Annotated in this window: 18 protein-coding genes and 1 pseudogene; 3 read left to right on the top strand and 16 right to left on the bottom strand. The window is 55.2% G+C overall.

Going from position 1 to position 15,095, the window contains the following annotated elements:
* Positions 1-2: 2 nt before the first annotated feature.
* The 5 genes from ccmE to ccmA form a co-directional block, all read right to left on the bottom strand.
* A complete protein-coding gene (gene ccmE, locus ACA052_RS20955; protein WP_008026817.1) occupies positions 3-458 on the bottom strand; it encodes a cytochrome c maturation protein CcmE in 456 nt (151 codons plus the stop codon).
* On the bottom strand, positions 455-631 hold the full coding sequence (gene ccmD / locus ACA052_RS20960; protein ID WP_008145547.1) for a heme exporter protein CcmD: 177 nt from the start codon (positions 629-631) through the stop codon (positions 455-457). Before ccmD ends, ccmE begins: the two co-directional genes overlap by 4 nt.
* Positions 628-1,383: a heme ABC transporter permease gene (locus ACA052_RS20965; protein ID WP_262163940.1), complete on the bottom strand. Its 756-nt coding sequence runs from the start codon at positions 1,381-1,383 to the stop codon at positions 628-630. Before ACA052_RS20965 ends, ccmD begins: the two co-directional genes overlap by 4 nt.
* Before the next feature lie 76 nt (positions 1,384-1,459).
* Entirely contained in the window at positions 1,460-2,128 is a 669-nt protein-coding gene (ccmB, locus tag ACA052_RS20970) for a heme exporter protein CcmB (protein ID WP_059407539.1), read from the bottom strand.
* Positions 2,125-2,760 carry a cytochrome c biogenesis heme-transporting ATPase CcmA gene (gene ccmA, locus ACA052_RS20975; protein ID WP_497646604.1) on the bottom strand — a complete coding sequence of 212 codons (636 nt, stop codon included), beginning with the start codon at positions 2,758-2,760 and terminating at the stop codon, positions 2,125-2,127. Before ccmA ends, ccmB begins: the two co-directional genes overlap by 4 nt.
* 196 nt (positions 2,761-2,956) lie before the next feature.
* Between ccmA and fliK the strand changes: the two genes are divergently transcribed.
* Both fliK and ACA052_RS20985 read left to right on the top strand, forming a co-directional pair.
* Positions 2,957-4,531 (top strand): flagellar hook-length control protein FliK, encoded by a 1,575-nt coding sequence (gene fliK / locus ACA052_RS20980; protein ID WP_497646605.1) that lies wholly within the window; start codon positions 2,957-2,959, stop codon positions 4,529-4,531.
* Complete coding sequence (locus ACA052_RS20985; RefSeq protein WP_497646606.1) at positions 4,528-4,857, top strand: EscU/YscU/HrcU family type III secretion system export apparatus switch protein; 330 nt, start codon at positions 4,528-4,530, stop codon at positions 4,855-4,857. The genes fliK and ACA052_RS20985 overlap by 4 nt, the downstream gene beginning before the upstream one ends.
* Positions 4,858-5,015: 158 nt before the next feature.
* Here ACA052_RS20985 and solA read toward each other — a convergent pair whose 3' ends face one another.
* The 4 genes from solA to ACA052_RS21005 form a co-directional block, all read right to left on the bottom strand.
* Entirely contained in the window at positions 5,016-6,176 is a 1,161-nt protein-coding gene (gene solA, locus ACA052_RS20990; RefSeq protein ID WP_497646607.1) for an N-methyl-L-tryptophan oxidase, read from the bottom strand.
* The gene (locus ACA052_RS20995; protein WP_497646608.1) at positions 6,166-6,882 is read right to left on the bottom strand and encodes an EamA family transporter; all 717 of its coding nucleotides are present in this window, start codon (positions 6,880-6,882) and stop codon (positions 6,166-6,168) included. The genes solA and ACA052_RS20995 overlap by 11 nt, the downstream gene beginning before the upstream one ends.
* A 206-nt stretch (positions 6,883-7,088) precedes the next feature.
* Positions 7,089-7,943, bottom strand: a complete 855-nt coding sequence (locus tag ACA052_RS21000; protein ID WP_497646609.1) for a methyltransferase — start codon at positions 7,941-7,943, stop codon at positions 7,089-7,091.
* Positions 7,940-8,755, bottom strand: a complete 816-nt coding sequence (locus tag ACA052_RS21005) for a pyrroline-5-carboxylate reductase family protein (protein WP_497646610.1) — start codon at positions 8,753-8,755, stop codon at positions 7,940-7,942. The genes ACA052_RS21000 and ACA052_RS21005 overlap by 4 nt, the downstream gene beginning before the upstream one ends.
* A 415-nt stretch (positions 8,756-9,170) precedes the next feature.
* On the opposite strand from ACA052_RS21005, the pseudogene ACA052_RS21010 reads away from it, so the two are divergent.
* Positions 9,171-9,356 (top strand): annotated as a pseudogene (locus tag ACA052_RS21010) (EscU/YscU/HrcU family type III secretion system export apparatus switch protein); the annotation flags it as partial.
* Positions 9,357-9,450: 94 nt separating this feature from the next.
* Here the strand turns inward: ACA052_RS21010 and ACA052_RS21015 are convergent.
* The 7 genes from ACA052_RS21015 to ACA052_RS21045 all read right to left on the bottom strand — a co-directional run bounded on the left by ACA052_RS21015 (position 9,451) and on the right by ACA052_RS21045 (position 15,052).
* Entirely contained in the window at positions 9,451-9,843 is a 393-nt protein-coding gene (locus ACA052_RS21015; protein ID WP_497646611.1) for a DUF2802 domain-containing protein, read from the bottom strand.
* Positions 9,844-10,329: a chemotaxis protein CheW gene (locus ACA052_RS21020; protein ID WP_059407544.1), complete on the bottom strand. Its 486-nt coding sequence runs from the start codon at positions 10,327-10,329 to the stop codon at positions 9,844-9,846.
* Positions 10,330-10,416: 87 nt separating this feature from the next.
* Entirely contained in the window at positions 10,417-11,310 is an 894-nt protein-coding gene (locus tag ACA052_RS21025) for a CheW domain-containing protein (protein WP_497646612.1), read from the bottom strand.
* 117 nt (positions 11,311-11,427) lie between these two features.
* Positions 11,428-12,216: a ParA family protein gene (locus ACA052_RS21030; protein WP_497646613.1), complete on the bottom strand. Its 789-nt coding sequence runs from the start codon at positions 12,214-12,216 to the stop codon at positions 11,428-11,430.
* A 43-nt stretch (positions 12,217-12,259) separates the two neighbouring features.
* Entirely contained in the window at positions 12,260-13,150 is an 891-nt protein-coding gene (gene motD, locus ACA052_RS21035) for a flagellar motor protein MotD (protein ID WP_497646614.1), read from the bottom strand.
* 16 nt (positions 13,151-13,166) lie between these two features.
* Complete coding sequence (locus ACA052_RS21040) at positions 13,167-13,907, bottom strand: flagellar motor protein (protein ID WP_497646615.1); 741 nt, start codon at positions 13,905-13,907, stop codon at positions 13,167-13,169.
* Positions 13,907-15,052, bottom strand: coding sequence for a protein-glutamate methylesterase/protein-glutamine glutaminase (locus ACA052_RS21045; protein WP_497646616.1), 1,146 nt, complete (start codon positions 15,050-15,052; stop codon positions 13,907-13,909). The genes ACA052_RS21040 and ACA052_RS21045 overlap by 1 nt, the downstream gene beginning before the upstream one ends.
* Between the last annotated feature and the right edge of the window lie 43 nt (positions 15,053-15,095).

The following is a 15,095-nucleotide window of genomic DNA, read 5'->3' on the forward strand; positions in this document are numbered from 1 at the left end:
AGTTAGCCCTCTTTGGCGGGAGTGGGTGCCGACTGGCCGCTGTCTTTCAGGGCCTTGGTCACTTCCGGCGGCATGTATTTCTCATCGTGCTTGGCCAGCACTTCATCGGCCACCACCACGCCGTCAGCATTGAGCTTGCCGAGTGCGACGATGCCCTGCCCTTCGCGGAACAGGTCTGGAAGGATGCCGCGGTAGCTGATGGTCACGGACTTGTTGAAGTCGGTGACGATGAACTTCACGTCCAGGGAATCGCCGGAACGTTGCAGCGAACCTTTCTCGACCATACCGCCGGCGCGGATTCGCGTGTCCTGCGGCGCTTCGCCGTTGGCGATCTGGGTCGGGGTATAAAACAGATTGATGTTCTGCTGCAGGGCGCTCAGGGCCAGGCCGACGGCAGCGCCGACCCCGACCAGGATCGCGAGAATGATGATAAGTCGCTTTTTACGCAGCGGATTCACTTGCCGTTCTCCCGGCGCAAACGACGCGCCTCTTGTTGCAGATACCGCTTGCGGGCCAGGATTGGCGCCGCCACGTTAAGGGCCAGCACCGCCAGGCAAATGCCATAGGCTGACCAGACATACAGGGCGTGATGGCCCATGGCGAGGAAGTCGCCGAATGAAGCAAAACTCATCGAGCGGCCTCCAGACTGTTCTGCACTTCGGCCTTGACCCAGCTCGCCCGGGCTTCACGCTTGAGCACTTCCAGGCGCATACGCAGCAGCAGCACCGCGCCGAAGAAGCAGTAGAAACCCAGCACCGTCAGCAGCAATGGCAGCCACATCTCGGCCGGCATTGCCGGTTTTTCAGTGAGGGTGAACGTCGCGCCCTGGTGCAGGGTGTTCCACCACTCCACCGAGTATTTGATGATCGGGATATTGATCACGCCGACAATCGCCAGCACCGCGCAGGCCTTGGCGGCGCTGTCACGATTGCTGATCGCGTTGCCCAGCGCAATGAGACCGAAGTACAGGAACAGCAGAATCAGCATGGATGTCAATCGCGCATCCCAGACCCACCACGAGCCCCAGGTCGGTTTGCCCCAGATCGCGCCAGTGACCAGCGCCACGGCGGTCATCCAGGCACCGATGGGCGCGGCGCATTGCAGGGCGACGTCGGCCAGTTTCATCTTCCACACCAGCCCGACAACGCCGCACACGGCCAGCATCACGTAGCAGGACTGCGCCAGCATGGCGGCTGGAACGTGGATGTAGATGATGCGAAAGCTGTTGCCTTGCTGGTAGTCCGGCGGCGCGAAGGCCAGGCCCCAGACGACGCCAACGCCGATCAGCAGCAACGCCGCGACGCTCAGCCACGGCAGCAGTTTGCCACTGATGCCGTAAAACCATTTGGGCGAGCCGAGCTTATGAAACCAGGTCCAGTTCATTACTGTTTCCAATCACGGTTGCTCTTCGCTATGAAAAGCCAAGGGTCTTTACTGGCTAAAAAATAACCAGACCTCATTATTCGCCGACGCTGATCTTCAGGCCAGCGGCTATTGCAAAGGGTGTCAGGGTTATCGCCAGGGCGGTCAGGCTACCAAGCCACAACAGATAACCGGTCGCCGGCATGCCCTGCAACGCCGCCTGCAAGGCGCCACTGCCGAGAATCAACACCGGGATATACAGCGGCAGAATCAGCAGCGCCAGCAACAGGCCGCCACGTTTCAATCCCACCGTCAGGGCCGCGCCCACTGCACCGAGCAGGCTCAGCACCGGTGTACCCAGCAACAACGACAGCAGCAACACCGGCAGACAGGCGGTTGGCAAACCGAGCATCAATGCCAGCAGTGGAGCGAGCAAAACCAGTGCCAGGCCAGAAAACGACCAGTGTGCCAGCACCTTGGCCAATACCAGAAGAGGCAGGGGGTGCGGCGAAAGGACCCACTGTTCAAGTGATCCATCTTCGAAATCACTGCGGAAAAGCCCGTCCAGCGAGAGCAAGACCGATAAAAGGGCCGCTACCCAGACCAGCCCCGGAGACAAGGTTTGCAACAATTGAGACTCAGGACCCACGGCCAACGGGAACAGCGAAACCACAATCGCGAAGAACACCAGCGGATTGGCCAACTCCGCAGGGCGGCGAAACAGCAAGCGAGCCTCACGGGCGACCAGCAGGCCGAAAACACTCATACGGCCCAGTTCCCCAGATCAATGTCGCGATAGCCGGCTGGCATCCGGGTCAGCGTGTGGTGCGTGGTCAACACCACCATGCCCCCGCGCTCGCAGTGGGTGGCCAGGTGTTCTTCGAGTTGCGCCACGCCTTGTTTGTCGAGCGCGGTAAACGGCTCGTCGAGGATCCACAGCGGCGGGCTGTCCAGATACAGGCGCGCCAACGCCACGCGACGTTGCTGGCCGGCGGAAAGGGTGTGGCAAGGAACATCTTCGAAACCGCGCAGGCCGACAGCCGCCAGCGCTTGCCCTATGGCGTCGTGGGAGGCCGGTTGATGCAGCGCGCAGAGCCAGCTCAAATTCTCTTCCGGGGTCAGCAGGTCTTTGATGCCGGCGGCATGGCCGATCCACAGCAGGTTGCGCGCCAGCTCACTGCGTTGTTCGTTCAGCGGCTGGCCGTTGAGCAACACTTTACCGGCGGTCGGCTGCATCAGGCCGGACAGCAGCCGCAAAAGGCTGGTCTTGCCACTGCCGTTGGGGCCGCTGATCTGTACCATTTCGCCACTGGCCAGTCTCAATTCGAGATTTTCGAAGAGCAGCCGAAGGTCTCGCTCACAAGCGAGGGCAACGGTTTGCAGGACAGGACTGGTCAAGAGATCACGGGCCTTTACGGTTCAAGTCGGCGGCGGAGCGGCCGCTAAAGAGATGCAGCATAGATGCATTGGCGGCCTGTTCTAGAGAGCTGCGTCAAACAATTGCAATGTTTTCGCCACTCCCCGAAAGACGGGCGGCATTATACATGCCATGCCCTACTCTAAAGAGTGCAATTTCCTCAGGTTGTGACCGCGTATGACAGGCGAAATGAACATCCTTCCGGTACCGCAAACCACGTCCGCGACCACGCGGCCGCTGGTAGTGAGTGGCGATCTGCTCAAATTACTGACGCCGATGGAAGGACTGATCACCGCCGGTCAGACGGCGAAAGCCGAAGTGCTGTCGCTGAAGCAGGCGGACCAGACGTTTCAATTGTTGCTCAAGGTGACCCTCGACAGCGGCCGTCAGACCACGGTCCAGGCCACCAGCACGCAGCCGTTGCCACAAGGCACCAGCCTGGCAATCACCCAGCCGTCGGCGAGCAACCTGGCGATCACGGTGCAACAGGCCATCGCCTCGAGCGTCGCCACCCTCACCCGTATCGACACCGCGCAACTGCCGGTCGGCACCTTGCTGCAAGGCAAAGTCCTGACCTCGCAAGTCATGCCGCAGGTGCCGGGCCAGCCGACGGTGTTTCGTTCGATGGTCAGCCTGCTCAACACCGCGTTGAGCGGCAGCACGTTGAGCATCGACAGCCCGACGCCACTGCGCATCGGCACGTTGTTGAGCGCTTTGGTGCAGGACACGCAGACGCTGAAGTTCATGCCTTTGAGCAGTCGTCAGGAGCAATTGGCGGTGACACAGCAACTGGTCAGCCAGCAAAGCCGCCAAGGTTCGCTGGATGGCCTGATCAAAGTCCTGCAGAACCTGCCGCAGTCGGATCAGACTTCCAGCGACCTGCGGGTGGCTGTAGAGAAACTGCTCGCCGGTTTGCCGGACGTTCAGCAGCTAAGTTCGCCAAAAGGTCTGGCCCAGGCGCTGGCGAATAGCGGCCTGTTCCTCGAAGCAAAACTGCTGACCGGGCAAAACCCGACACTGGCGCCGGACATGAAGGGCGATTTGCTCAAGCTGATCGCCCAACTGACGCAAGGATTGCCGGCCAACACCAATTTGAACGCAATCATCGCCGCCAACACGTTGGCCCAGGCCATGCCGAGTTTCGTGCGCAGTGCTCTGGGCATGCTCGGCCAGGTCAGCGCGAAACCGCTGCCCAGCAGTTTTCCAATACCTGAACGCTTGTTGCAGAGTATGGACGGCGAAGGCGATCTGGAGCACTTGTTGCGACTGGCCGCTGCAGCGGTTTCGCGCCTGCAAAGCCACCAACTGTCGAGCCTGGAGCAGACCGGCGTCACTGACGACGGACGCCTGCTCAGTACCTGGCAGCTGGAAATCCCGATGCGCAACCTGCAAGACATCGTGCCGTTGCAGGTCAAGTTCCAGCGCGAGGAAGCGCCCGAGAAAGAACAACCGCACGAACGCCGCGACGAACGCGAGCCAAAACAGCAGCTGTGGCGGGTCGACCTGGCGTTCGACATGGAGCCGTTAGGCCCGCTGCAAGTTCAGGCGCAATTGATCAAGGGCAGCCTGTCCAGTCAGCTCTGGGCCGAACGGCCGTACACCGCCAGCCTGATCGAAAGCAATCTGGCCGGGTTACGCGAACGCTTGCTGGCGTCTGGCCTTAATGTCGGCGATCTCGATTGCCACCTCGGGACACCGCCACAAGGCCCGCAAACCCGCCTCGAACAACGCTGGGTCGACGAAACCGCATGAGCAACCCCAACGCCCCACGCCAGGCCATCGCCCTCAAATACGACGGCACCCACGCTCCTACCCTCACGGCTAAAGGTGACGAAGCACTGGCCGAAGCCATACTGAAGATTGCCCGCGACTATGAAGTGCCGATCTACGAGAACGCCGAGTTGGTGAAACTGCTGGCGCGGATGGAGCTGGGGGAGAGTATTCCGGAAGAGTTGTACCGCACGATCGCCGAGATCATCGCGTTCGCGTGGAATCTGAAGGGCAAGTTTCCGGCGGGGCATGATCCGGAGGCGGGGATGGTGGAGAAGGATGTAACGGATCGTGGGGATGATTATTAATTGATGTAGTGCTTATCTGTTTAACTTAACCAACCCCCTACCCGTCTCTATATTAATAAACACATTTATCTAAAACCGGAATTTCTATTTTCTCAACCATGTAAAACTTAATCAAACTCAAAAAAAGAATCTATCAGCACTTTTTCTGACAAGCATTTTCACTTGGCGCTAGCGGAGAACCTGCTTACACTGAATATCGAAATCTCTTCATCAAACCGCCCATTCAATACAGCTTTCGCAAGTACATCGCCTAGACCCGTCGCAAACTTGAATCCATGACCGGAGCATGCTGAAACATAAAAAACACCCGGCAAATCCACGGACTCACCTAATATGAACGACCCATCCTGACTCATCGTGTATATGCACTTTTTAGATGTATATGGAGTCGAATGCAAACCTGGAAACAACTGTTCTACACAATCAGAAATCTGTTCAATATCAGCTTGCACTACAGGTTGAATATGCGTCTCAGGAACAAATGGGACTTGTTGATGATTATGAAAACCAATCTTAATACCCGACTCCTCCTTGCCAATTTCTGGCGTACCGTAGAGCAGGCGCCCGTCTGGCAATTGATACAAAAAAGCGGGGAAGTTTTTTGTTAAATCTAAACCTCGCTCTATTTTTGGCTTAAACCAGTAGATCGGGACACTTTTCGGCTGGAGCAAGCCTGAAAGATCATTAATTAGAGAAGTACTCATACCAAAACCTGTCGACAGGATCACTCGTTTTGTGTGGACAACATCACCTCGACCCAGTTGAACTGCCAAGCCTTCGGAGGTCCGAAAAATGCTCGTCACTGAAGTCCCAAACCGGACCTCAGCGCCATTTCTCACGGCCAAGTTGACCATATGCAATTTCGAGTCATCCGCTGCAATAGTGTATGCCCCCTCTTCATAAACTGCCTCCATACCTTCCAGGATATGAAATTCGGGAAAAGTCCGCGCAATCTGCGTCCCAGAAAAAATCCTATGCTTAATATCGCCTTTTAAGGCGCTTGCGGCACTTTTTGGGACCACTCCTGAGGCAACCGGACCAACAAACAGTCCTCCAGTGTTGAAAATCAGACGCCTACTAGAGGAGCAGGCAAGCTCATGCCATAAATGATCAGACAATGAAAGCAAAGGCAAGTAAGATTGGCCTTCCCAATAAGCACGTCTAAAAATTCTGGAAGCACCATGTGATGAGCCCATGAGATTTATAGGCGCCCCAGAGTCAACGCCAAGCACATCACAATTTAAACGCGAGAGTCGCCACAGCGAAGCACTCCCAACAATACCTAGACCAATAACAACCACACTGTACTTACGTTTCATCTCGCCACCCTTTCTTCGTAAAAAAAACTTTTCTAATCACGGGCTCAACCACAACCAATAACAATCCACTCATGACAGTCAGAAGCATCGCTAAAATCAACGGTGAAACTATTTGCTTATAAATGATCGCTGCTACAAAAAACTGCGTAATTGGCAGCACAAACTGTATTAACCCTATATAAGTCATAGAAAGTTTTTTAGCTGAAAACGAATACAACGCCAAAGGAATAATTGACACCAATCCGCAACAAAAAACCATCAATGTCCGCCACATACCAAAATCGGCAGGAATATTCATACTAAAGTTTGAGACAAACAAAACCATGGTGCAAAATACCGCAAGCACAGAAGACTCCAAAAGCAGACCACTAAATATATTTAAAGATGTCATCTTTTTCAGGCACGAATAAAAGCCCCAACTGATGCCAATAGACAAATAAACTCTTTCATCAAGACCATTACTTAACGTCAAAAGAACCAATACACCAGTGATCATGACAGCCATAGCGACCGATTTGATCGCCGAAACACGCTCTTTATAAACCACAACACCTATGACTACGCTTAAAATTGGCGCTATTAAATAACCGATACTGCTTTCTAGCACCCGACCATGGATAGAAGCCCATATAAATACACCCCAGTTTATTGCTATCAGTAGGGCCGCAACTGCATGTAGGAAAAACAACCTTAAATTAAACTGCACGCGTAAAGACCTCATCGTCCTGCATGCGTAGACGACAATGAAAGCTGCAAGCAAAGACAGGTAGACTCTGTATCCAACTAACGTAAGCGCGCTCAAAGATCCAATATATTTCCAAAAGACAGAGGATAGTCCCAATAGCACATTCGCCAATATCCCGCTAAGCGCCCCTAAAAAAAAATGTCGCCTCTCACTTGAAAGTAACACTCCTATCGTTTCCACAAAATTAGTTCAACTATTTCATACGACCAGACAATCTCACCATTTTTCCTAATACTACAGTAAGCCTCATCTTTTCGCGTCCAATTCAACACTTCTTCAATCAGTAGATTTTTTATCTTTGCCCATTCCCCTGTATAAAAAAACAATGGAAAATCATGTCGCTCTAAAAGCCTACAACTAATTAAATATTCTTCTTCGTGCAATTCTCGGAGTCTATTAATAACCTGCCGAATACCGACCAAGGAATTAAGGCCTATTATGACCTTGCCACCATCAACCAAATGACCAGGCAGAGCCTCAAAAAACCTTTCGAGGGTTCTATCGCCATAAAACATAGAATCGATTGAAAGACCATCTATACTAATTGACTTCTTGAGTGCTTTGAGGAAGTCATCAGAAGGTGTTCTCCAACCTGGCGGATTAAACAAAATAACATCGTACTTTGCCGATCCGTCTGAAACCCCTTGAAAAAGATCTGCACAAGCAAATTCAATAGTGCTCATACTGAAATTGCACAGCTCGTTTCTCTTTGCTACAAAGACCGCATCCTTAGAAATGTCAGTTCCAGTGACCGATTTTACGCCCAAACTTTTTAGCAGCAAAGAATGCACACCACTTCCGGTACCAAGATCCAAAAATCTGGCACCCATGCATTCATAATTTAAGTAGCGCGCCAACAGTGACCCAAATGCAATACCTGCGGGGCTCACTCTAAAAACCTTGGGATCATCAATAAGTTTTATACAGTGCCCCATACCAAAATAAATGCTATACAAGTTATCGCGTCGTCCGGATACATCATTATGTCCAGGACCTATCTGATTTGACTGTTCAATATTCATATCAATCCTTTAACAGAGAAACTGCTTCCCAGCGCCACCGAATGTTTGGCTGCAGCCGTTAAAGCAGAAGAAATAATTCCACTCAAGTCATTCTGATCAAAAACATGGATTGCTCGTTCAGTTGTTCCACCTGATGTTTGAACTTCTTTACAAAGTTGCATCGAAGCTTTCCCAGTTGACCTCAACAACATTGAGGTACCAAATAACAACTGCGTGGAAATTTTCCAGGCGGTCTCGCAGTCAAACCCCTCATCCTCCGCGTACATCTGTAATGCATTGGCAAAATACGCGACCAGTGCAGGACCGCCTCCCGCGAGCGCTGTACCTGAATCGATCTGGCTTTCATCATCAACTCGTATGTATTCGCCTATCGCCCCGAATATCATTTCTGCAGCAGCTATCAAATCACTATCAGCATCTTCTCGAGCGTAATAAACAGTGATTCCTTCTTGGACTTCTGACGGCGTATTTGGTATCGAGCGGATAAGTCGTATATCGCCTAACGTTTCATAAAGTAACTTGGCCGTGATACCAGCCATTACGGATATGACTGGCCCACCATGAGAACGCAATAACGGGTTATCACGAACTGCACACTGAAAATTGTGGGGCGGCACAGCTATAACGACAATATCGTTACTGTCAATATTGGTGATATTTTTACTAACTTCGAACCCACAGGCTGTAAAGTATGCGGATCGATCAACGTTAATTTCGACTGGCTTCAAACGAATTGCGCCGAACTTTTTTCTCAACCCAAATATTATTGCTCCACCCATATTTCCAGCACCTAAAACAAAGACATTTTGCATGAGCCCCTCCCTCTCACCGCAGTGATAACGTCCAAAAAATATAATTTCCAGCTTATTTACGTGGTTGTTTCATTGCCTCCTTTACAATCCAACTTAAAGATTTGCAATTTATTCTGTCAACTCAAAGATTATGACTGCATTGAATCCGACAACAACATGACGTTTAAAAACGGCAGTACTTGTAGGAAAGCTCGCACTTAATTTTGTAGGACTGAACTGACTGTAGAAGTCTATTTAGGACTTCTAAGAGTAGGACTTGGTTTTCGAGACGACATAGCATTCAGAATCATTCTGAAACACTCAAGATGACATTTTATACGGCAAGAAATTAGTCGTTCAGGGGTCGTATTGGATGAAAGCCCAATTTACCTCGGCAAAATAGCTCAGGGATGACGTCAGGAATGTCTATCTATGAGACGCCAAGGTGGTGAAACTGCTGGCGCGGATGGAGCTGGGGGAGAGTATTCCGGAAGAGTTGTACCGCACGATCGCCGAGATCATCGCGTTCGCGTGGAATCTGAAGGGCAAGTTTCCGGCGGGGCATGATCCGGAGGCGGGGATGGTGGAGAAGGATGTTACAGAGCGTGGGGACGACTATTGATTTGGTGATTTAGAAGCAAAAGATCGCAGCCTTCGGCAGCTCCTACAGGGGGTTACGTGTAGGAGCTGCCGAAGGCTGCGATCTTTTGATCGTCTCAGTTCTTGTGCAACTTACGCATCAACTCCGCCTCAGCCTGGGTCAACCCGCAAGACTGAGTCAGTTCATCAACGGTAGCCCCCATCCCCACCAATCGCGCCGCTTGGGCAAACGACAGGCTCGACGGGTCCCGCTGCTCAAGCTGCGCCAGTTTGTCCGGCAACGGCGCGACCACTGCGCGCAGTTCGTGCAGGTCTTCACCCATGCGCACGATGCCGCCCTGATAATTATCGACGCGCTTGGCCAGGTCCTTGATGCGCTGATCGCGCAGCGCATCGCCCTCGGCCTGTTGCGCGGCGATCAGCCGTTGGCCGCGTATGTACGCCAGGAACATCGCCAGCGTGCCTGCCCAGAACAGGAACAGGACAATGACCGCTACCTCAAGAATCAATCAGATGTTCTCCAGGTCCGACCATTCTTCTTCGCTCATCATCTTGTCCAGCTCGACCAGGATCAGCAATTCGTTGTTCTTGTTGCACACGCCTTGAATGAACTTGGCGGATTCTTCGTTACCGACGTTTGGCGCGGTTTCGATTTCCGACTGACGCAGGTAAACCACTTCAGCCACGCTATCGACCATGATCCCGACCACTTGCTTGTCGGCTTCGATGATGACGATACGGGTGTTGTCACTGATCTCGGCATTCATCAGGCCGAAGCGCTGACGGGTGTCGATCACGGTGACCACGTTACCGCGCAGGTTGATGATGCCCAGCACATAACTCGGAGCACCCGGGACCGGGGCGATTTCGGTGTAGCGCAGGACTTCCTGAACGCGCATCACGTTGATGCCGTAGGTTTCATTGTCCAGTTTGAAGGTTACCCATTGCAGGATCGGATCTTCGGAACCCTTTGCATTCGTCGCGTGATTACTCATACCTGACCCCTCGAAATACCGCTTCTGGCGGTGTGTGTTCTGTTGGCGGCATTCAACAATGCCATCGCGTACTTGTTATGTCGGCTGCTATGTCAATTTGTGTAGCGGCTTACTGCCGCCCATGTGCTTTGCCCCGCCACTGGCGATCAACTCGGCCAGCGCGGCAACGTCCAGCAAGGCGCACATGTGCTCAATCACCGTGCCGGCGAGCCATGGCCGCTGACCTCGGTGACTTCTCCATTTGATTTCGTTCGGGTCCAGGCGCAATGAGCGGCTGACCTGATGCACCGCCAACCCCCACTCGTAGCCCTGAACGGAAATAACGTATTGCAGGCCCTGACGGAAATCGTCGCGATAACGATCGGGCATGACCCAACGCGCGGTGTCGAGGACTTTCAGGTTACCGGCCTGGCTCGGCAGGATCCCGAGGAACCATTCCGGCTGACCGAACAGCGGTGTCAGCTCATGCCCGGCCAGTGAATAAATCGAGCCCAGGCACACCAGCGGCACGGCGAGCGTCAACCCGGCGACGTCGAACAACAGGCATTCGAAAGGCTCGGCAGCCCATGACGGGCGCCCGTCGGTTTCCACCGGTGGCGGCGTGTTGCTCGGCGGCAGATGGACTTCGACGACCGGTGGAACCAGGGTTTGCAGCAGCGGCGCAATGGTCGATATGGGCGAGAGGACCGGTGCCGGTGCTTCGATCAGCGTAATTGCGGCATTCTCAACCGGAGTGATCATCGGTACAGCAACCACCGCAGGTTTCTGCGCATCACGGGCCTGCTCTTCAAGCACCGCCGCCTGGAATTCGTCTAGCGCGGCTTCAACCTCGACAACCTCGACAACCTTTAGAACTTCGGCAACTTCGGGAAGTGCTTCGACTTCCACCGGCAACTCTTCAGTTGCCTCCATCAGCAAGTTGTCCAGATAAGACTGCAGCGCCAATTGCGGACGCGAGGTGATCTTCACCGGCCGATTCATGCGCGCCCCCCTGTAGGAGCTGCCGAAGGCTGCGATCTTTTAGCGGTTTCAAAGATGCTGCACAACAAGATCAAAAGATCGCAGCCTGCGGCAGTTCCTACAGGGATTGGGTTCATGTCAGGCCACCTGCGGGACGAGCTGTTGGGCAAGCAGGTGCTTGAGCAGTGCGCGGTAAGCGAGGACACCACGGCTTTTGCCGTCGAATTGCGAAGGCGTCAGCCCGGCGCGGCTGGCATCACGCAAGCGCGTGTCGACCGGAATGTAGCCCTGCCAGATTTCTTCCGGGTATTTGTCACGCAAGACGCGCAGCGTCCCCAAGGACGCTTGCGTGCGGCGGTCAAACAGGGTCGGGATGATGGTAAACGGCAGCGCCTGCTTGCGTGAGCGATTGATCATTGCCAGCGTATTGACCATGCGCTCCAGGCCCTTGACGGCCAGGTGTTCGGTCTGCACCGGGATCACCAACTGCTGGCTCGCCGCCAAGGCATTGACCATCAGCACTCCGAGCAACGGCGGGCTGTCGATCACGGCGTAATCGAAGTCTTGCCACAGTTGCGCCAGGCTCTTGGCAATCACCAGGCCCAAACCACTCTGGCCCGGCGACTGGCGCTCAAGGGTCGCCAGCGCGGTGCTCGACGGCAATAAAGAAATGCTTTCGTGACTGGTCGGCAACAACAACTGGCCAGGCAAGCCTTGCGGCACGCTGCCCTTATGCAGGAAAAGGTCGTAGCTACTGTGTTCCAGGGTGTCAGGGTCGTAGCCAAAGTAGCTGGTCATCGAGCCGTGGGGGTCGAGATCGACCACAACCACGCGCTTGCCCGCCTCGGCCAGTAACCCGGCTAAAGCGATAGAGGAAGTGGTTTTACCAACACCACCCTTTTGATTGGCAACGGCCCAGACTCTCATTCGGAATGTTCCTCCCGGTCGACGAGATCGACCGAGAAATAGCTCAGCGTGTTAATGCGGGTGACGGAGAATTGACGGCGCTCTCTCGTCCCGGCGGCTTGACCGGGGTCGGTGCAGTTTGTGTGCCAGCACGCTTCAATGCGGCATCCGGTTTTGCATTCGCCGTGCCGGTGCCGGTAAGGCTGCGACGGACATCAAGATTTCGCGATACCACCAGCACGACCCGTCGGTTGCGCGCCCGGCCTTCGGCAGTGGCATTGTTGGCCACTGGCTGGAACTCACCGTAGCCCACCGACGCCAGGCGACCCGGGTTCACACCCTGCATCGCCAACATGCGCACGATACTGGCGGAACGGGCTGACGACAGCTCCCAGTTGGTCGGGTATTGCGAGGTACGGATCGGTTGATCGTCGGTGAAACCCTCGACGTGAATCGGGTTGTCGAACGGCTTCAGAACGCCGGCGACCTTGTCGATGATATTGAACGCCATGTCGCTGGGCATGGCATCGCCGCTGCCGAACAACAGGCTGGAATTGAGTTCGATCTCGACCCATAGCTCATTGCCGCGCACGGTCATCTGGTTGGAGCTGATCAGGTCGCCGAACGCGGCGCTGATGTCATCGGCGATGCTTTTCAGAGGATCGCTGGCACCGGCAACACCGGCATCGACCTGCTCGCTGTCCTTGACCAGCGGCTTGGCCGGGGTCACGGTCTTGGGCCGCTCTTCGCCAATCGGAATCGGCTTGAGCGAGCGATCAGCGTCGGTAAAGACACCGATCAGCGCCTGGGAGATGACTTTGTACTTGCCTTCGTTGATCGAAGAAATCGAGTACATCACCACAAAGAACGCGAACAGCAACGTGATGAAGTCGGCGTAGGAAACGAGCCAGCGTTCATGGTTGACGTGTTCTTCAGGTTGCCGGCGACGAGCCATAATCCATTACCCCCAATCAGTCCATGAAGCCCTGAAGCTTCAGCTCGATAGAGCGAGGGTTTTCACCTTCGGCGATCGACAGGATGCCTTCCAGCAACATTTCGCGATAACGCGACTGGCGCAGCGCAACAGACTTGAGTTTCGAGGCAATCGGCAGCAACACCAGGTTCGCACTGGCCACGCCGTAGATGGTCGCGACGAAGGCCACGGCGATGCCGCTGCCCAGTTGCGATGGATCGCCCAGGTTGCCCATGACATGGATCAGGCCCATCACGGCACCGATGATGCCGATGGTCGGCGCGTAGCCGCCCATGCTTTCGAAAACTTTCGCGGCTTCGATGTCGCGGCTTTCCTGGGTATAGAAATCCACTTCCAGAATGCTGCGAATCGCTTCAGGCTCGGCGCCGTCAACCAGCAGTTGCAGACCCTTGCGCGAATAGCTGTCGGGTTCGGAATCGGCCACGCCTTCCAGACCGAGCAGTCCTTCCTTGCGCGCCGTCAGGCTCCAGTTCACAACACGATCGATACCACCGGCCAGGTCCACGCGAGGCGGAAACAGGATCCAGCCGAGTATCTGCATGGCACGCTTGAAGGCGCTCATCGGCGATTGCAGCAGCGCTGCGCCGATGGTCCCGCCCAGTACGATCAACGCCGCCGGGCCGTTGGCCAGGGCGCCAAGGTGACCGCCTTCAAGGTAGTTGCCGCCAATGATGGCGACGAACGCCATGATGATCCCGATAAGGCTTAGAACATCCATCAGATACACGCCTCGACCAAATGCTTGCCAATGTCATCGAGGCTGTACACCGCGTCGGCGAGTTCGGCTTTGACGATGGCCATCGGCATGCCGTAGATCACGCAACTGGCTTCGTCCTGGGCCCAGATCGCGCTGCCGCCCTGCTTGAGCAGGCGCGCGCCTTCGCGACCGTCGGCGCCCATGCCGGTCAGCACGACCGCCAGAACTTTGTCACCGTAGGACTTGGCCGCGGAACCGAAAGTGATGTCCACGCAGGGTTTGTAATTCAGGCGCTCGTCGCCCGGGAGGATTTTTACCGCGCCACGGCCGTCGATCATCATTTGCTTGCCACCCGGTGCCAGCAACGCCAGGCCCGGACGCAGGATGTCACCATCCTCGGCTTCCTTGACGTGAATGCGGCAGAGTTTGTCCAGGCGCTCGGCGAAGGCCTTGGTGAAGGCGGCCGGCATGTGTTGGATCAAGACGATCGGCGCGGGGAAGTTGGCCGGCAACTGGGTCAGGACCCGCTGCAGCGCAACCGGGCCACCGGTGGACGTGCCGATGGCAACCAGCTTGTAGGCCTTGCGTTTCGGCGCAGGCGACGACGGACCCGAGGAGGCCGGTGCGTACGTACGCGCCGGGGCCGGAATCGGTGTCGGAGCCGGACGTGCCGGTGCACTGCTGCCGTAGCTGCCAATGCTCGAAGGCGGCGGTGTCGGTGCAGGCGCGGCGACCGGTACCGGAGCACTGTAGGCATTGGCACGACGGTTACTGCGCGAGATGCTCAGAATCTTCTCGCACAGCAGTTGCTTGACCTTCTCGGGATTGCGCGAGATGTCTTCGAAATTCTTCGGCAGGAAATCCACTGCACCGGCGTCCAGCGCATCCAGGGTGACCCGGGCGCCTTCGTGGGTCAGCGACGAGAACATCAAAACCGGCGTCGGGCAGCGCTGCATGATATGCCGCACGGCCGTGATGCCGTCCATCATGGGCATCTCGTAGTCCATGGTGATCACGTCGGGCTTGAGGGCCAGGGCCTGATCGATCGCCTCTTTTCCGTTGGTCGCCGTGCCGACGACCTGGATATTCGGATCCGCTGAAAGAATTTCCGAGACGCGGCGGCGGAAAAACCCCGAATCATCCACCACCAGGACTTTGACTGCCATAAACACTCCGTTAGACAGAGCGAGGCTCAGTCGCCCCGCCCCA

This window comes from Pseudomonas sp. LBUM1644 (genome assembly GCF_059716195.1).